The sequence below is a fragment of the Spiroplasma endosymbiont of Colias croceus genome, from assembly GCF_964020095.1.
Taxonomy (GTDB): Bacteria; Bacillota_I; Bacilli_A; order Mycoplasmatales; family VBWQ01; genus Spiroplasma_E.
In genome coordinates this window covers 1,603,290-1,622,190 of sequence record NZ_OZ026536.1, presented here as the reverse complement: position 1 = coordinate 1,622,190, position 18,901 = coordinate 1,603,290, and the positions used below count along the sequence as shown (strand labels likewise).

Below are 18,901 nucleotides of genomic sequence, written 5' to 3'. Positions count from 1 at the left end.
AACTTAAGTAAATGGGTATAAACTTATATTAAGTTTATAAAATTATACCATATTGTCTATATTAGATATAAATAATGGATAATAAGTAAACTATTCTAAAACAGTTATTTTTTTATTTTTTAAATAATCAAATTCTTGATCATTTCAAAAACTATAATTTGATCTAATTTTATTTTTACTAAGAGGATAATAAAGTGGAATAGCAACAAAATAAGCAAAGATAGCTTGAATACTATCAGTAATTAATTCATTAACTGTAATAGCATAATCTGGATAAATTACTAAATAAGACAATGGGTAAATAAGTAGTAAAATAGCAGCAAAAAAGAAAGTATAAACAGTACTTCATCAAGATTTATTAATTAATAACTTAATAACAAAAAACATTAAAATTCTAATAAAAATTGTAATAGGAATAACCACAATTTTAACACCACTAATTAAATCAAAAATGCCACCCGCAATTGGTCCTGCAAATAACAGCATTGGTCCTTCAAAAAAAGCACAAAATGGAATAAAAACAGCATCAAATAATTGCAAAGTAGAATTTCCACCAAATAAACTAGTAATTGCTCAACCAAAAAGAAAAGTTGAACAATAACCAATTGTTACTAATAAACCAGTAATAATACCAGTCATTGCTAAATATTTAATTGAGCGAAAACGATACATCTTTTCCTCCTAGATTACCAAAAAATATTAGTTATTTTTTTATTATTTAAAGATAAAACCAATTGCAATTGGATTAATTTTAGAACCATAGTAACAAGCTGCTATAATTTCTTTTTTACCTGCTGGTTGAATAACTTTAATTACTATGTTATTAGTTTTAGTGGCAACAATAATACCTAATTTATTTATTGCAACAATTGTTCCTGGCAGAGCATTTGATAATTCATTAGTTACTGCTACTTGATGAATTTTGTATATATTATCATTCAACGTAGTATAAGCAATTGGTGTATTATACAATCCACGAACATGACATGAAATTAATTGTGCTGAAAGATTTCAATTAATTTTTTCATCACTTCTTTTAATATTTAAACCAAAAGTTACTTTATTTTCATCTTGTTCTTGTTCTTCAATTTCATTATTAATGATTTTTAATAAATATTTTATTAACATATTTTGTGCTAAAGTTATCAACTTATTAACTAAAGAAGTATATGTATCCTCAATACCAATTGAAACTTGTTCTTGAACATAAATTGCTCCTGCATCCATTTTACTTACCATTTTCATTAATGTAATACCAGTAGTTTGTAATCCATTAATAATTGCTCATTGAATAGGGGCACCACCACGCAATGATGGTAATAATGAAGCATGAATATTTAAACATTTATATTTTGGTAAATTTAAAATTGCTTTTGGTAAAAATTGACCATAAGCACAAGTAAGAATAACATCAATATTTAATAATTGTAAATCTTTTAAACTGTCAATAATATTTTCGGGTTGGAAAACAGGGATTTGATATTCTTGTGCCAATTGTTTAATTGCTAAAGGAAGAACTTCTTGTTTACGACCAATTTTACGATCTGGCTGACAAACAACACCAACTATTTCAATTTCATTTTTCATTGTTAATAACAATGTTTTTAAAATATTTTCAGAAAAAAAAGAAGAACCCATAAATAAAATTTTAAATTTTTTCATAATTTTCGCCCTCAATTTTTGCTTTGTACATTTCAATAATATTTTTTACATGTCAGAATAATACTACCATACCTAAAGTATCTTGAGCACAATATTTTAACATATTTTCACGACAATTATGAATTCAATTAGTTAAACTAATGTTATTTTCAACTCTTCTACGAAAAACTTCTGATGCCATATCTCCTTTTTTAATAACTAATCCTTCATAAGAAAAGGAAGGTTCAAATGCTGGTAAAGTTTTTTTAATTGAAAGAGAACCATAAAACTGTTCTTTATAAATTTTAAATTCTTTAAAAAAATCTTGTAAATCAATAGTACCATCATGAATTAATGATAATTTATTTTTATATTGAGGGTAATAATAAGCTAATTTTTTAAGAACAGATTTCTCAAATGATTGATTATAAGCAACATACGTACCCTTACCATGAATATTAATTAAATCATGACATAATTTTTTTGTTAACATTTCTCTTGGATCATCATTGCCATCTGCTAAAAATTCATAATGTTTAATTGATTTATAAGTTTTAAAATCAAAATCTGGTGCTAATAATACATGGACAGAATATTGAAAAGGAATTTGTTGATATGGTTTACTATTTTTAAACTTAGGTATTGCAGATTTCATAGTCTCAAAATCATACATATAAATTGGATATTGGTACTTTTTGTATTCAATTTTTAAATCAACAAATTTATTGCCATCAATTAATTTTTCACCATTTTTAATTACATCATATTGTCTTAAATGTAAATTAGACTTTGTTAAAAATGGTAATAATCTTTCATCATTAATTTCTAAGAAATCTTCTTCATAATATCACAATGCTTTCTTAGTTTTTCTTAAACGATATAATTCAAAAATAGTATTATGAATAGAAAAATATTTAAAAATATGAGGACAAAATTGATTACTATGTTCATGACAATAAGGTAAAGTTAATAATTTAACTATTTCGTCAATATCACTAATCTTAATAATATTCTTAATATTTTCATATTGTAATTTCAAATTATTATTTAAAATTTCATCTTGAATTGATTCAAAAAGACTAAAACTTTTTTTAGTATTTGGACTTTTTTGCCAAGTTGATCCATTAACAATAAATAATTCATTTAAATCTATTTTTTCTTTCTTAACATAATTATTATTTAAATACATAATATAAGTATTAACTACTTTAATTCCACATTTGGTTAAAATATCATACTGATAAAGTAAATCTCACATATGTTCTTCTTTAACTCAAGTTACTGCTTTTACTTCAATTAAATCCCAACCATCATTATTTCGTTTTAAAATATCACACTTAGTAACACAGCCCTGATATTCAAATCTTGGTTCAAATAAAACATCATACTCTTTATTATTAATAATTTCTATAACATTATTACCCGGTTCAGACTCAAAATTAAAACAAGAATATTTTACTTTAAAATATTCTTGAGCATAGTGCCCAGTTTCAATACCGTCTGCAATTGTTTCACCAAGATAAAATTCAGAATCATCTTCTTCATTATAATTATTTTCAAATGTATCATCGTCTAAATCAGAAATAGTAATTAAATTAGATTTAAATTTACTACTTGTTTTAGTATGCGTTAGTTCAACAAAATTTATTATCTTTTTCTCTTCAATTAAATGCTTAGCTAAAGCATAATTTTTTGCATTTAAAAATCACGAAAGTTTTCGACAAATACGGAAATGCTTATAATCATCTTTATAAATTTTCATTACATATCACCCAATTGCCTACTTAAAAATAAAGATTTATTTATCTTTTCATCCAGAAAATTTATCATGAATTGCAATTTTAAGTTTTTCTAAATTTTTAGCACGTTTTTTATTTTCTTTATTTTGTAAACGTTCTTCTTCAATTGCAAGTTTAACGGCTTCATTTTCTTTTTTAATTGCTGCTTTTTCTTCTGCTGTCTTTCTTTTTATTTTAATTTTACCACTACGTTTTTTTGACATTTCAATTTTCTTAAGTGTTTCTTCTAAATCTAATTCACAATTTACTTTTCAAATTGTTTCAAATTCTTTCTTTGATAATTGTTTAGTAAACCCTTCTACCTCAAATGCTTTAGTTGCAAATAAATCATTTTTCTTAGAATCATATAATTTTACAATTACATCAAAAACATCACGATAGCGATATTCTTTACTACTACGTGAAACTACTTGTTCAAATTCTACTGTTTTATGTTGCAATTTTAATTCATCACGCATAAAGGATTTAATAATATTTTTTACTTCTTTTTTACGTTGTTTTTTCTCTTCTTTTTTCTTCTTTTTTGCTGAAATGGTTGTAAAAATAAAAATTATTAAAACTACTCCTATAAGCGCTAACATTCATCATTGACTAGATAAATTTCCCATTTTTTATTCCTCTTTTTTGATTTATAAATTTTCCTCGATTACTGCTAATAGTTTAGTTGGACTCATCGGTGAAATTGTTAAAATTAAATTAACATCTTTTTTAATTACAAAATAAAGATGTGTTTTATTTACTCTAATATATTTAAAACTTTTTGTCTCTTCAATATCATAAGAATCATTAATCAATTTTAAACAATATTCACGTAATTGGATATCATTTAAGTCTTGCAATTTTAATCTTGTTCTAATCCTACCAATACTATGGTAAGAAAATTGATAAGGGTTACGAAAATAGTAACTCATTTATTTACCACACCTACATTTATCATTAAAGTTTTTAAACAAATAATTTACATTAAAAGTGTAAAAAAATTAAAATATACTATTAACAAAAAGCTAACACATTAATTATACTGAAAAAATAAAAAATATTATACAACATTTATGATTTTTGTTATAATTATTTTTGTTGTAATTAATCTATAAAACATGTTCAAAACAAAAAAGGAGAAAAAATGGCTAACATTGCATCACAAATTAAAAGAATTAAAACAAACCAAAAAAGAAATGAAATTAATAAAAGTTATAAATCTAAAGTTAAAACTGCTTTAAAAAAAGCTGAAATATCAATAAAAAACAAAGCAGAAAATGCTGCAGTACTTGTTAATGAAGTATGTAGTTTAATTGATAAAGCTGTTGTTAAAGGCATTTATCACATTAATAAAGCTGCTCGTCAAAAATCTAAAATTATGACTAAATTAGCAAAAGCAAAATAACTATAATTTATTTTAAAAAGAGACACTATTAATAGTGTCTCTTTTTAAAATATAATTGATATTTTTAAACTAAATTTTTGTTTTAATAAAATACCAAATTTAAAAACTATTTAGCTAATAATGTAAAGTTAGAACTTGATGCTCTAATCTCAGCAAAAATTTTATTTTTTTGAAATTCATCTGATGTATCCATAACTATAAAAATACTAAAATTACTAATATCTAATTTATTACGATCAAATGTACTGTGAATTTTATAAATAGAGGCACCATTTTTAGTAATAATATTAATAATTTCGCTAATAGTACTATTATTAATTTTACCGTTAACTGAAAAAGGAACTCGTCGATGTGAACTAATTAAGGCGCTATTAATAATTGTTCCTAATGTAGTAATATCAACATTACCACCACTAATTACACAAACAACATTTTTATCTTTACCAATGATTTTATCTAATTTACCAGAAAGAATAGCAGCAACACTAACAGCGCCACTACCTTCAGTTACAATTTTACATTTTTCTAATAAAATAACATTGCTTGCGCAATTTCTTCTTCGCTAACAGTAACAACTTTATCAACATTTTTCTTTAAAATATTAAATGTTAATTCTCCTGTTTGTTTAACAGCAATTCCATCAGCAATTGAACTTTTACCTTGAATTTTAAATGGTTTTCCTTGTTTTAAAGCTTGATTATAAGAATCAACATTTTGTGCCTCAATCCCAATAAATTTAATATTTGGATTTTTACTTTTTAAATAAATTGAAATACCACTTAAAAGTCCTCCTCCACCAATTGGAACTAAACAATAATCAATTTCTTTACCCATTGCATTCATTTGCTCATATATGTATAAACCAATTGTACCTTGACCAGCAATAACAAAATTATCATCATATGGATGAACTAACGTTAACCCTTCTTCTTTTTCAAGTCTTAATGCTTCAGACATTGCATCATCAAACATATTACCACAAAGTTTAAGAGTACATTTAGCACCACCAAATTCTTTAGTAGCGGCAATTTTGGCTAGTGGTGCTGTTACAGGCATAACTATCTTGGATACTAAATTTAAACTTGAAGCTGCTAAAGCGACTTCTTGTGCATGATTACCAGCACTAGCAGCAATTAAACCCTTTGCTTGCTGTTCCTTTGATAAATTAAGAATTTTATTTAAAGCTCCTCTAATTTTAAAACTACCTGTTTTTTATAAATTTTCTAACTTTAAAAATATATTATTACCAGAAAATGAAGAAAGTTTATCTGCTTTTATCAAACTTGTCTTACTAATTTTATCTTTAATTTTTGAATACGTTTCTTCAATTACTTCTTCACTTACTAAATTTTCCACAATGGTTCCTCCTGAGTTTCTATCTAATTTCTCAAATATAATTAATTATAAAATAGACTTCTTGCAAAACCTATCTATTAAAAATTTAATTTTTAAAATAAAATTAAAAATAAAAAAGATAGGTAATCTATGATGTTTGATAAATTAAAAACTATTAACAATCCAGAATTATTAAGATTAACTGGTATAAATGATATTATTTTTAATAAAATTCTAGAAATTTTAAAGACAGAAGAAGTAAAAAAGTTTAAAAATGGTGGTACACCTAATAAATTATCATTAGAAAATCGTTTATTAATGACTTTAGAATATTGAAGAGAGTATCGAACTTATTTTCATATTGCTAAAAGTTATGGAATTAGTGAAAGTAGTTGCTATAGGAATATCAAGTGAATAGAAAATACTTTAATAAAACATCCTGATTTTCAACAACTTGATGGGCAAAAATCACTGTTAAATAATAATTTTAAAGATAAAACAGTTATCATTGATGTGACTGAAAGTACTATTCAACGCCCAAAAAAAGTCAAAAACAATATTATTCAGGAAAAAAGAAAAAACATACAATAAAAACTCAAGTCATAATTGAAAAAGATAGTAAAAAAATTATAAGTTCTTATTTTTCTTATGGTAAAAATCATGATTTTAAAATTTTAAAAAATTCAAAAACGAAATTTTTATCAGAAACAACTATTTTAGTAGATTTAGGATATCAAGGTATACAAAACATACATAAAAATGTCTTATTACCTAAACGAAAATCAAAGAAAAACCCTTTAACTAAAGAAGAAAAGAAAAATAATAAGGCTATTTCAAAAATGAGAGTTGTTATTGAACATGTTTTTGCGATTCTTAAAAAATTTAAAATTATTAGTGAAAAATATCGAAATAGAAGAAAAAAATTTGCATTAAGATTTAATTTAATAGCTTCAATTTATAATTTACAATTATTAATTTAAATATATTTGATAATTTAATATTTTATTTTTTTATTTGAAATAATAATTTTTGTTGTATTTTAATGACAAAAAATAAAACATATTTTGAACAATAATTTTTAAAAAATATTAAAAGTGTTATTAAAATAAATTTTTAAACTTAAAAAATGTGATTAATATCATAGTTTTGCAAGAAGTCTATTATATATACATGAAAAACAAAAATTAAAAAATATTTTTCCAAAATATTTAGAATTAATACTGTTTATTTTATTGTTACAAATTTCAATAATTGCTTTTTAACACTTAATTATAGTACAATCTAATGCAGGAGGTATTATATATGGAAAATAATGAACAAAATAAGAAAAAAATAGATAAATCTCGGCCATTAGTAGAAATTTTGAATCTAACAAAGGAATATAAAAATAAAGTAGCCTTAGATAAAGTTAATTTAACTATTAATCCCGGTGATCGAATTGGAATCATTGGTGCAAATGGTAGTGGTAAATCAACTTTAAGTGAAATTATTGGTGGTATTCGTAAACCAACATCTGGTGAAATAATTCGTCAAGAACATCTAGTAAATGGTTTACAATTTCAAGAATCTAGATATCGGGCCGGAATATCTGTTATGGATATGATTAAATATTATTTACATACTTTTAATATTTCAATGAAAGAAGATGAGTTATTAGAGTTACTGAAGACATACCAATTACTTGGAATTGAAAATAAGTTTATTCAAACACTTTCAGGTGGACAACAACAACGTTTAAATATTTTACTTGCTGTTATTCATGATCCTGATCTAATTATTTTAGATGAAGTTTCCACAGGATTAGATATTGAAGTTCGTTCAGAAATTTTTGAATTTTTTAGAAAAAATATTATTGACAAAAATAAGACAATGATCTTAGTTACTCACAATATGAGCGAAGTTGAAGAATTTTGTGAAAAGTATATTTACATTCATAATGGAATTATAAAAGAAGCAGGAAATGTTAAAGATATTGTTAAAAAATATGGTTCAGTTCATAACTTTACATGAAAAATGTTTGATAAAAATAAAAAAGCTGATTTAAAAAAACAATATGAAGAAATAAAAAAAGAAAATGCTGAAATCAAAAAAACAAAGAAAAAAAATAAATGAATTCATAAAGCCAAAATGCCCGAAAAAAGTCGACCATGAGGCTTTTATGTAATCTGTGTATCTTTGTTTTACAAAGTACTAGTTTAGATTAATTCTATCTTCAAATTTTATCATAAAATGAGCAATTGCTGTATTTCAATTTTGAATGGGCATTGTTCATTTTTTTGTTATATTTTCAATTGCTAAATAAAATATTTTAAAAACTGCCATATCATTAGGAAAAACTTTTTTATTTCTGATAACTTTTCGTAATTGACTATTTACAGATTCAATAGCATTTGTTGTATAAATAACTCTTTTGATTTCTGTAGGATAACTAATAAAAACCATTAAATTATCTCAATTTTTATATCAAGATTTAGCAATTTGAGGATATTGTTTATTTCACTTATTTTCAAAGGATTCTAAAGCCTGCATTGCTTGTTCTTCACTACATGCAGTATAAATTGGTTTTAAATCTGCAACTAGAGATTTTCTATGCTTATATGAGACATATTTCAAACTATTTCTAATTTGATGAACTATGCATAATTGATGTTCTGTTTTAAGATAAACTGATTGTATTGCTTCTGACATGCCTGTTAAATTATCACTGCAGGCAATAAGAATATCATTTAAGCCACGATTTTTCATTTCTGTTAAATTTGCTAATCAAAATTTAGCACCTTCATTTTCACTAATTCATAAACCTAAAACATCTTTTTTACCTTCTAAATCAACTCCTAAAGCTATATAAACTGATTTATTAATAATCCTTTTATCTTGTCGTACTTTCACTACTATGCAATCAAAATAAACAATCGGATAGACACTTTCTAATGGTCGATTTTGCCATGCTTTTACATCATCAATAACATCATCAGTAATTTGACTAATAACACTTTCACTAATATCAGCACCATGATATAACTCTTGTAATTGCATTCTAATATCTGATAATGTCATACCTTTTGCATATAAAGAAAGAACTTGTTGATCAAAACCATCAAATCTTCTTTGTCTTTTTGCAACTATTATAGGATTAAAATTACTATTGCGATCTCGTGGTACATCAATCTCAATTTTACCTTGTTGAGTTATTATTTTTTTTGAACTTATACCATTACGAGCATTGTCACTATTACTATGTTGATTCTTTTCATATCCCAAATAATTTTGCATCTCAGAATTCAACATTTTTTCTACTAATCTTTTTGTTAATTCTTTATACAATCCTCCCTCTTTAAAAACTGTTGTTAAATCTTCAGTATTTTCTAATAATAAATCTACTGCTTTTGATATTGGATCATTATTATTAATATTTTGCTTTTTAGCCATCTGTAACTCACTCTTTCTAGTCATTTAATTATATTTACTAGAATTAATTAAACATAGTTATTTTTGTAAGTTACACAGATTACTAAACATTACCTCGACCATTAATAAACTTAATGTTTAAATATTATTATCGATGATTTTTTGTACCCTTCTTTCTAGTTTTATTTCCAATTCTAATGTTGTTCTTAGAAGGTTTTGCTTTTAAACAAATGGAAGGTGATACTGTAAAAAGTTTACATACTTTAGTTGGTTCAATTTCAATGTTACAACCAATGGCAGTAGGAATTTTCATTATTCCACAAACAATTGTTGAATTTAAAAATAGTGTTTTAATGAAGCGAATTGGAGCAACAAATATTAAACCAATTTTCTTTGTTCTTTCAGTTATGATAATTGGATTTTTCTTTATGATAGCAACATTCTTATGATCTTTATTATGAGCTGGAATTATGTTTGGTGGTACTTATCGGTGAAATAATATAGTAACAGCAAATTTTATTGGAGAATCTATCCCATTTATTATCTTAATTTTCTTTTCATCAATGGGTTTAGGAATGTTATTGGCCTCAATTTTCAAATCAGTAACTGCTTTAGTTGCAGCATCAAATGTAATTTATTTTCCAGTTGCACTTTTAAGTGGGGTATTTTTCCCAGCTGAGTTAATTAATAGTAGTCCTGTTTTAAAATACGCAACTTACTTTAATCCATTTAAATACGCTATGGATCCATTTATTCAAGCTTGAAGTGGAACAAATTTTAAATTTTACAACAACTTATGGAATATATCTAGGAGTTGCGCTTGGATTAATTGGTATTTACACAATAGTTGCAAGTTCAAAATTACGTTTACAAGCATAAGATATTAAATCTAATAATTAAAAATAATAAAATTAAAAAGGACTAAAAGTCCTTTTTAATTTTATTATTTAAATAAATCACTATTACGTCAAAATTTATGATCTTTTGTATCTTTTTTATTATCATTATCTAAACTATCATCAAAAAGTGATGGATCGATTTCATAGGGTTTACCACTTAAAGCATTATTAATAGCATTTTGATATTCCGAATTGGCTCTCATAATTTTATTACGATCAATTTTTGGATTAAGAATAGCAATAACTAGTATAATAGCAATTGGTAAAATTGCTGATGCTGCTGTAATATATGTTAATATTTGAAAAGCTTTAAAAGTTGCTAATCCTTTTAATCAAGGTAAAGCATTAGGATTAAAATCATCAGGTTTATCTAAAAAAGAAGTAAATGTTCTTTTTAATGAATCATCTGTTGTCATATAAATTAAATTTCAAATTGTATAAATTATTCAAAAAATTAAAATAAGTATTAAAAAATATGATGTTCGATATAAATCACGACCTAATTTTGGTGGTTTTAAAATTGAATATAAAAAGCCTCCATTTAGAACTATTGTTGTAACAATAGTGAAAACTATAGTTTTTGATTGTTTTGCAAAATTATAATAGTCAGGTGCACTATTATTTTTAATTTGAAAAGTACCTGCTATAAAATAAGTTAGTATATAAGTAGCTATTGCTAGCACTGTTGTTAATAAGAAAAAAGCTGATAATATTTTCTTTAAAAGTGGAATATATTTTGGTTTATTCATATACGGGTAAAATTTAGGATTTGTGGCGGGATGTTGCGGTAATACACCTAACTTCGCTAAATTTGCTAAACTATTATTATCAAGATTATTAATATTTAAATTATTACCTAGATTCCCAATGCCACCAATATTAGGATTTGTATCAACATTATTATCAACATTCTGATTATTTGGAGTAACACTTGGCTTAACCTCAGTAGCATCATCACTAAAATTATTTAATGCAGTAATTTGATCATTTAATTCATTAAAAGTATTATTATCAAACTGTCTTATTCGTTCAAGACTTTCTTTTTCCACAGTCTTACAAATATTAGTAATTGTAACTATTAATAAGTTACGCTCTTCAAGAATTTCAATACGATTTTTAGGAGAACTTTTAGTAATACTCAAACTACGATTTACCAAATTAGAAATTAACTGCAAAAATTCTATTGCATACTTTTTATCTTTTAATTCTTTTAGTTCTTTTTCAAGAAAAAATAAATTAGAAATTTGTAATTCTAAAATTTTTAAAAGTTCTTCATTAGCAAAAATAGATTTTCTAACAATTAAATTATTTAAACTGTTATATATAGTACTTGATATTTCATAGTATAATGCAACATTTAAATCTTCTTCTGAGTACACTTTTTCGGTTTTTTTATTTGTAACTCTTTTTACTTTTGGTTTAACCAATGTAATGTCACTATTTTCTTCTACTAACTTTTTTTCTGTAACATCAGTATTTTTATTACTTTTCATTATATGTATCACCTCTTGAGTTTAAAACATCTATAATTATATACTAAATATTCAAAAAAAATAAATCAATTGCAATATTTTTATTAAACTTTCCTTTTTTGATATTGTAATCTAATTCATATAATTTTAACAAAATATTATTAATATTTAAATTAATATTTAAATATTGTTCTAATATTTTTACTTGAAACTTAGAAATATTTAAAATATTGGAAATATCTTCATTACTTTTTTTTTGTTTAACTAAAATTTTGATATCTCTAATTAATTCTAATTGATATACAAGAATATTAATCAATTTAATTTTATCATAATTAATAACATTATAATAGTTATATTGTGTTCAAAAATTGTTATAATCTTTTTTTAATATATATTCAACAGTTTTAAAAATATTTGTTTCAAAATATTTAGGAACCACCTCAATAATAATATCTGAAGTTATTTTTTTTCCAATTAATCTTAATTTTGATAACTCATTTAAAATAATACTGACATCATTTGGCAAGTATTCTAAAAGAAAATTAGTTGCTTCTTGAGTAATGTTAATTTTAAAATTATTGCAAACTTTATTAATTAATAATAATAATTGTGATTTTGTATAATTTTTAATTTTGATAATATTAAATTGTTGAAATTCTCTACTAATTTTAAAATCAACATTTAAACTTTTAATAATTATCATTGTTTTTTGATTATGATTAAGCAAAGCATTAACAAATTTTTTTTCTTTAATATATTTTTGTCATAAATTACTGCTATCATTAATTACGATTACTTTATTTTCTTCAAATATACTCATAATTTGAATTTCATTAATAATATTAACAATTGTATCCTCTTGTAATTCATATAGATTATAATCATAATTTTCTTTTTTATGATTTTTTTTAATTAATTGTTCAATATTTTTTCTTACTAAATACTCATCTTGACCATGAACAATATAAACCATGTTTCCAACCTCACAAAATTATTAATATATTTTATGTTAATGTTATAATATCATAATGTTTCATATATAATCACACTTTTATTTTTTCCTCAATAATAAACTTTTTTAAGATTATTCAGTGTTTCAATATTCGGAAAATACTTTTGTTTTTGATAATATTCCAAATTTGAACTTTTATCTTATATAGTAATTATTAGACTTCTTGCAAAACCTATCTATTAAAAATTTAATTTTTAAAATAAAATTAAAAATAAAAAAGATAGGTAATCTATGATGTTTGATAAATTAAAAACTATTAACAATCCAGAATTATTAAGATTAACTGGTATAAATGATATTATTTTTAATAAAATTCTAGAAATTTTAAAGACAGAAGAAGTAAAAAAGTTTAAAAATGGTGGTACACCTAATAAATTATCATTAGAAAATCGTTTATTAATGACTTTAGAATATTGAAGAGAGTATCGAACTTATTTTCATATTGCTAAAAGTTATGGAATTAGTGAAAGTAGTTGCTAGAGGAATATCAAGTGAATAGAAAATACTTTAATAAAACATCCTGATTTTCAACAACTTGATGGGCAAAAATCACTGTTAAATAATAATTTTAAAGATAAAACAGTTATCATTGATGTGACTGAAAGTACTATTCAACGCCCAAAAAAAGTCAAAAACAATATTATTCAGGAAAAAAGAAAAAACATACAATAAAAACTCAAGTCAATAATTGAAAAAGATAGTAAAAAAATTATAAGTTCTTATTTTTCTTATGGTAAAAATCATGATTTTAAAATTTTAAAAAATTCAAAAACGAAATTTTTATCAGAAACAACTATTTTAGTAGATTTAGGATATCAAGGTATACAAAACATACATAAAAATGTCTTATTACCTAAACGAAAATCAAAGAAAAACCCTTTAACTAAAGAAGAAAAGAAAAATAATAAGGCTATTTCAAAAATGAGAGTTGTTATTGAACATGTTTTTGCGATTCTTAAAAAATTTAAAATTATTAGTGAAAAATATCGAAATAGAAGCAAAAAATTTGCATTAAGATTTAATTTAATAGCTTCAATTTATAATTTACAATTATTAATTTAAATATATTTGATAATTTAATATTTTATTTTTTTATTTGAAATAATAATTTTTGTTGTATTTTAATGACAAAAAATAAAACATATTTTGAACAATAATTTTTAAAAAATATTAAAAGTGTTATTAAAATAAATTTTTAAACTTAAAAAATGTGATTAATATCATAGTTTTGCAAGAAGTCTATTATATCTAATGTTTTAAAACATTATCACTTTTCAACTAAATTATAAAGATCTTCAGCAACCGCTTGATGCACTAATGTTGTTGGATGAACTTCATCAAAGAAGAAATAATTATTTAATGTTTCTTTTGTTGAACCATTAACATATGTTGCTGTAACAGCACCATCTAATGCCATATGAGCATAATCAGATTCAATTGCATTTTGAGTAATATTTTTACCTTCTTGTTGAAATATCAGCGCATATTTACTTAATGCTTCTCTTAAACTAAATCTTCTAATAAAATTAGGATAATTAGTTATATATAAAGATATCTCGTGATTTCAAAGTGTTTTATAAGCATCAGATAATTGTTTTGCTAAAACTTGCGATTTAGTTCCATAATATTTTGGGACAAGACTAAAATCTGGAACATCAGTAGCAACAATATGTTGGATGCCTTTATTAATTAATTCTTGAATTATATCTCCTTCTTTTATAATTGCATTATAAATAATATCAAGTCCTTTATAATAATTACCACTATCAATAGCAGCCAACATATCATTATTTCCTGATTCAAGAAAGACTAAATCATCACTTTGTAAATCTTGATGTTGAGATAAAAAAGCAGCCATTTGATGTTGAAGGCTAAAACGATTTGAATAAAATGTTCCTGTTCATGAATCATTTTCAGCTGCAACAGCACCCCCAACCGCATAGTTATTACCAAATTGTTCATAAGTTGCTGCATCATTTAAATCGTATATTTTCATCCTGCTTGTAAGTTTAAATGTAATTTATTAGCTAAAATTTCAGCTGCAACCTTACCATTACTGAAAGAGCGATTTAAATAATATGGATCTCCTAATTCTACTTGAGCGACTCATCAAGGTGCTAATGGTGATTTTTGGACAAAGTCACTCCCAGCTCCAACAAAACTCCCAGTATCAGAAAGACTATCACCAAGAATGTATAATTGATGATAATCAATAACTGTTTTTTCTTCCTTAATATTGGATGTAATAGTAGTTATTAACATTGAAGGTAACAACAAAATTTTTAATAAATGATTTATTTTTTTCATATTTTTCCCCTTTTGTTTTAATTATATATTTTTTAGTTTCTTTTCTAAAAAGTAATTTTCTTTTAATTATTCAATACTTTTTACTAAATATTCATATTGAACATGAATAATATAAATACTATTTCTAATCTCACAATATTATTATATCAGTTTATATTAACGTTATAATATCATAATGTTTCATATATATTCTTATAATCACAGTTTTATTTTTTCCCGAATAATAAACTTGAGCATTAATTTTTTTAAGATTATTCAATGTTTCAATATTCGGAAACTGTCTTCGTTTTTGATAATGTCCGGAAATTAATGCTATTTCTGGATTAAGAGTTTTTAAAAAAGTAATAGTTGATGAAGTTTTTGAACCATGGTGAGGAACTTGTAAAATATTAATTTTACTTAATACATGGGCGTTAACTAATAAATTTTCGGTTTGTTCTTCAATATCACCATTAAATAAAATTTTATAATTATAAATTTTTAATAACAAAACTAAACTTTTATTATTTTCAGAAACATATTGCAAATTAAAACCATAAACTAAATTATGAATTGGATTAAAACCATCAATAATATATTGTGATAATTGATTGGTATTTTCATAAATTTTATCTATTTTTAAGTGCATTTTTAAAAATCCAATATTACTAACATGGTCTAAATCATGGTGAGTTAAAAATACTGCTTTTAAACTATGAATTCCTTTTGCTGAAAGATAATTATAAATAGTTGGATTACTTGGTTTTAAATCTTCTGTACCTGCATCAATTAAAATAGCAGATTTATTATAAGGACTAGTTAGTAAAAAACTCATAGCATTACCAACATTAATCATTGTTAATTCATAATAAGGTTTAATAATACTATTCATTCATAATGTTGAAATTAAAACAAAATTAATAATAATAACTGTTAACATTCTTCAATTAAAATATCGTCAACAGTTATAAATAACTATTAAAATTAAAAAATAAAGTTGTAAAATTCAAATTTCAATTTGAAAAGTTGGGATTCAAATATTACTCATATTTATTAACTTAATAGTAATAATTAAAAAATTTAAAATTGGAGAAACAAAAAAACTTAAAATTGAATTTAAAAATAAATTTAAAAATAAAATAACATCACAAAAAATAATGATTGGTGTAAAAAATAATAAATATGCAACAGTTAACAAACTAAAACCATGATTTATTTGTCACTGAATAGGAATAGTGAATAAAAATAAAACAATATTAATCAATAATAATCTAATCCAATAACTATATTTTTTAAATTTATTATTAATAAATAAAATCAAAAAAGTAATACCAAAAGAAAGTTGAAATCCTAAAAGATAGAATTGTAAAGATCATAAACAAAGACAACAATAAGCACTAAAACTAAGAATAGAAATTGGATGAATAGTTTTTTTATTAAATTTTAAAATACAACTAAAAATTAAAAAAAATAATGCTTTCATTGCTGCAATAGATCAATTAAGTAAATATAAATAAAAACATTAAATTACAAAGCAAATTAAAAGTTTAATTAATTCATTTTTGATAAATCAAAAACTTTTTTTTAAAAAACAAAGAAAAAATTAATGTGTAAACCACTAACAACAATAATTGGAGTAATACCAAACTTATTAAAAATGGTAAAAGTAGATTTGTTTTCTTCGGTTTGCTGACCAAATAATAATAATTTAGTTCAAGTTTTAATTTCCTTTGGAAAAGTATTTATATAATTAAAAAAAATACTTCTAAGAGTTTTTCCAAAAACAACTTTTACCTTATTTTCATTAACTACTATTTGTTTATTAACATTATTAGCATTTAAAAATAATTTAAAATCAAACTCATAAAAATTATTAATAGTTTTTAAATCTTTAGTTTGACCTTTAAAAATAAATGTATCATCTAATTGGGCATTAATAGTATACTGCATATTATTAATATAATAATGTGATAATAAATAATATTTTTTTCATCCTTCTTGTACTATCAAATAATTTGGATGGGTTTCTACTACTTTCAAATTAACATTTTCAATATTTATATGTTCATCTTTTTTAAAGTTAATGTTAACTAAGGAAGTAAAAGTAAATACTAATAATAAAAAGAAATACTTATAAAATGATTGCTTTTTAAAAAAAATAAAATACAAAATAATAATTATTATTAATAATAAAACTAAACCACTAAATATCGTAAAACTTGATAAAAAGAAAACTAAAAATATTAGAAATAAAACTAATAAAGCATGATAAGTAAACATCATTAAAAACTAATAAATTTATGCATCAATTGTATATATTTTCTGGTAATGTTTAGTAATCTGTGTAACTTACAAAAATAACTATGTTTAATTAATTCTAGTAAATATAATTAAATGACTAGAAAGAGTGAGTTACAGATGGCTAAAAAGCAAAATATTAATAATAATGATCCAATATCAAAAGCAGTAGATTTATTATTAGAAAATACTGAAGATTTAACAACAGTTTTTAAAGAGGGAGGATTGTATAAAGAATTAACAAAAAGATTAGTAGAAAAAATGTTGAATTCTGAGATGCAAAATTATTTGGGATATGAAAAGAATCAACATAGTAATAGTGACAATGCTCGTAATGGTATAAGTTCAAAAAAAATAATAACTCAACAAGGTAAAATTGAGATTGATGTACCACGAGATCGCAATAGTAATTTTAATCCTATAATAGTTGCAAAAAGACAAAGAAGATTTGATGGTTTTGATCAACAAGTTCTTTCTTTATATGCAAAAGGTATGACATTATCAGATATTAGAATGCAATTACAAGAGTTATATCATGGTGCTGATATTAGTGAAAGTGTTATTAGTCAAATTACTGATGATGTTATTGATGATGTAAAAGCATGGCAAAATCGACCATTAGAAAGTGTCTATCCGATTGTTTATTTTGATTGCATAGTAGTGAAAGTACGACAAGATAAAAGGATTATTAATAAATCAGTTTATATAGCTTTAGGAGTTGATTTAGAAGGTAAAAAAGATGTTTTAGGTTTATGAATTAGTGAAAATGAAGGTGCTAAATTTTGATTAGCAAATTTAACAGAAATGAAAAATCGTGGCTTAAATGATATTCTGATTGCTTGTAGTGATAATTTAACAGGCATGTCAGAAGCAATACAATCAGTTTATCTTAAAACAGAACATCAATTATGCATAGTTCATCAAATTAGAAATAGTTTGAAATATGTCTCATATAAGCATAGAAAATCTCTAGTTGCAGATTTAAAACCAATTTATACTGCATGTAGTGAAGAACAAGCAATGCAGGCTTTAGAATCCTTTGAAAATAAGTGAAATAAACAATATCCTCAAATTGCTAAATCTTGATATAAAAATTGAGATAATTTAATGGTTTTTATTAGTTATCCTACAGAAATCAAAAGAGTTATTTATACAACAAATGCTATTGAATCTGTAAATAGTCAATTACGAAAAGTTATCAGAAATAAAAAAGTTTTTCCTAATGATATGGCAGTTTTTAAAATATTTTATTTAGCAATTGAAAATATAACAAAAAAATGAACAATGCCCATTCAAAATTGAAATACAGCAATTGCTCATTTTATGATAAAATTTGAAGATAGAATTAATCTAAACTAGTACTT

Annotated in this window: 19 protein-coding genes and 1 pseudogene; 6 read left to right on the top strand and 14 right to left on the bottom strand. The window is 23.2% G+C overall.

Going from position 1 to position 18,901, the window contains the following annotated elements; translation table 4 throughout:
- Positions 1-90 precede the first annotated feature (90 nt).
- The 5 genes from AACL24_RS10080 to AACL24_RS10060 are packed head-to-tail and all read right to left on the bottom strand — an operon-like array spanning position 91 to position 4,279.
- Positions 91-672 carry a hypothetical protein gene (locus AACL24_RS10080; RefSeq protein ID WP_339046592.1) on the bottom strand — a complete coding sequence of 194 codons (582 nt, stop codon included), beginning with the start codon at positions 670-672 and terminating at the stop codon, positions 91-93.
- 42 nt (positions 673-714) lie between these two features.
- Positions 715-1,662: a methionyl-tRNA formyltransferase gene (fmt, locus tag AACL24_RS10075; protein WP_339046589.1), complete on the bottom strand. Its 948-nt coding sequence runs from the start codon at positions 1,660-1,662 to the stop codon at positions 715-717.
- Positions 1,649-3,403 carry a DUF2779 domain-containing protein gene (locus AACL24_RS10070; protein WP_339046587.1) on the bottom strand — a complete coding sequence of 585 codons (1,755 nt, stop codon included), beginning with the start codon at positions 3,401-3,403 and terminating at the stop codon, positions 1,649-1,651. Before AACL24_RS10070 ends, fmt begins: the two co-directional genes overlap by 14 nt.
- Before the next feature lie 36 nt (positions 3,404-3,439).
- The gene (locus tag AACL24_RS10065) at positions 3,440-4,048 is read right to left on the bottom strand and encodes a hypothetical protein (protein WP_339046585.1); all 609 of its coding nucleotides are present in this window, start codon (positions 4,046-4,048) and stop codon (positions 3,440-3,442) included.
- 21 nt (positions 4,049-4,069) lie between these two features.
- A complete protein-coding gene (locus AACL24_RS10060) occupies positions 4,070-4,279 on the bottom strand; it encodes a hypothetical protein (RefSeq protein ID WP_339046583.1) in 210 nt (69 codons plus the stop codon).
- 284 nt (positions 4,280-4,563) lie between these two features.
- Between AACL24_RS10060 and rpsT the strand changes: the two genes are divergently transcribed.
- Positions 4,564-4,824: a 30S ribosomal protein S20 gene (gene rpsT, locus AACL24_RS10055; protein ID WP_252320564.1), complete on the top strand. Its 261-nt coding sequence runs from the start codon at positions 4,564-4,566 to the stop codon at positions 4,822-4,824.
- A 525-nt stretch (positions 4,825-5,349) separates the two neighbouring features.
- Here the strand turns inward: rpsT and AACL24_RS10050 are convergent.
- Entirely contained in the window at positions 5,350-5,988 is a 639-nt protein-coding gene (locus AACL24_RS10050) for a pyridoxal-phosphate dependent enzyme (protein ID WP_422398094.1), read from the bottom strand.
- Between the two features lie 48 nt (positions 5,989-6,036).
- Positions 6,037-6,180, bottom strand: coding sequence for a hypothetical protein (locus tag AACL24_RS10045; RefSeq protein WP_339046581.1), 144 nt, complete (start codon positions 6,178-6,180; stop codon positions 6,037-6,039).
- Positions 6,181-6,309: 129 nt separating this feature from the next.
- On the opposite strand from AACL24_RS10045, the gene AACL24_RS10040 reads away from it, so the two are divergent.
- Both AACL24_RS10040 and AACL24_RS10035 read left to right on the top strand, forming a co-directional pair.
- A protein-coding gene (locus tag AACL24_RS10040) for an IS5 family transposase (protein ID WP_339045885.1) occupies positions 6,310-7,139 on the top strand; the annotation gives its coding sequence in 2 pieces (ribosomal slippage) (positions 6,310-6,706 and positions 6,706-7,139; 831 coding nt in all).
- 322 nt (positions 7,140-7,461) lie between these two features.
- A complete protein-coding gene (locus AACL24_RS10035; protein WP_339046579.1) occupies positions 7,462-8,358 on the top strand; it encodes an ABC transporter ATP-binding protein in 897 nt (298 codons plus the stop codon).
- Here the strand turns inward: AACL24_RS10035 and AACL24_RS10030 are convergent.
- A complete protein-coding gene (locus tag AACL24_RS10030; RefSeq protein ID WP_339046650.1) occupies positions 8,350-9,588 on the bottom strand; it encodes an IS256 family transposase in 1,239 nt (412 codons plus the stop codon). The two genes, AACL24_RS10035 and AACL24_RS10030, sit on opposite strands and share 9 nt — an antisense overlap.
- 176 nt (positions 9,589-9,764) lie before the next feature.
- On the opposite strand from AACL24_RS10030, the gene AACL24_RS10025 reads away from it, so the two are divergent.
- A complete protein-coding gene (locus AACL24_RS10025; protein ID WP_339046577.1) occupies positions 9,765-10,454 on the top strand; it encodes an ABC transporter permease in 690 nt (229 codons plus the stop codon).
- A 56-nt stretch (positions 10,455-10,510) separates the two neighbouring features.
- Here the strand turns inward: AACL24_RS10025 and AACL24_RS10020 are convergent, their stop codons facing one another.
- Both AACL24_RS10020 and holA read right to left on the bottom strand, forming a co-directional pair.
- Positions 10,511-11,959, bottom strand: a complete 1,449-nt coding sequence (locus AACL24_RS10020; RefSeq protein ID WP_339046575.1) for a hypothetical protein — start codon at positions 11,957-11,959, stop codon at positions 10,511-10,513.
- A gap of 43 nt (positions 11,960-12,002) precedes the next feature.
- Positions 12,003-12,914, bottom strand: coding sequence for a DNA polymerase III subunit delta (holA, locus tag AACL24_RS10015; protein ID WP_252320471.1), 912 nt, complete (start codon positions 12,912-12,914; stop codon positions 12,003-12,005).
- A gap of 270 nt (positions 12,915-13,184) precedes the next feature.
- Here holA and AACL24_RS10010 point away from each other — a divergent pair.
- Positions 13,185-14,015: pseudogene (locus tag AACL24_RS10010) on the top strand (IS5 family transposase).
- 202 nt (positions 14,016-14,217) lie between these two features.
- Here AACL24_RS10010 and AACL24_RS10005 read toward each other — a convergent pair.
- From AACL24_RS10005 to AACL24_RS09990, 4 genes are all read right to left on the bottom strand, one after another.
- Positions 14,218-14,949: an SGNH/GDSL hydrolase family protein gene (locus AACL24_RS10005; protein ID WP_339046573.1), complete on the bottom strand. Its 732-nt coding sequence runs from the start codon at positions 14,947-14,949 to the stop codon at positions 14,218-14,220.
- On the bottom strand, positions 14,931-15,260 hold the full coding sequence (locus AACL24_RS10000) for a hypothetical protein (RefSeq protein ID WP_339046571.1): 330 nt from the start codon (positions 15,258-15,260) through the stop codon (positions 14,931-14,933). The genes AACL24_RS10005 and AACL24_RS10000 overlap by 19 nt, the downstream gene beginning before the upstream one ends.
- A gap of 151 nt (positions 15,261-15,411) precedes the next feature.
- Positions 15,412-16,179: a ComEC/Rec2 family competence protein gene (locus tag AACL24_RS09995; RefSeq protein ID WP_339046569.1), complete on the bottom strand. Its 768-nt coding sequence runs from the start codon at positions 16,177-16,179 to the stop codon at positions 15,412-15,414.
- A gap of 644 nt (positions 16,180-16,823) precedes the next feature.
- Positions 16,824-17,249, bottom strand: a complete 426-nt coding sequence (locus AACL24_RS09990) for a hypothetical protein (RefSeq protein WP_339046567.1) — start codon at positions 17,247-17,249, stop codon at positions 16,824-16,826.
- Between the two features lie 408 nt (positions 17,250-17,657).
- On the opposite strand from AACL24_RS09990, the gene AACL24_RS09985 reads away from it, so the two are divergent.
- Positions 17,658-18,896: an IS256 family transposase gene (locus AACL24_RS09985; protein ID WP_339046650.1), complete on the top strand. Its 1,239-nt coding sequence runs from the start codon at positions 17,658-17,660 to the stop codon at positions 18,894-18,896.
- Positions 18,897-18,901: the final 5 nt, after the last annotated feature.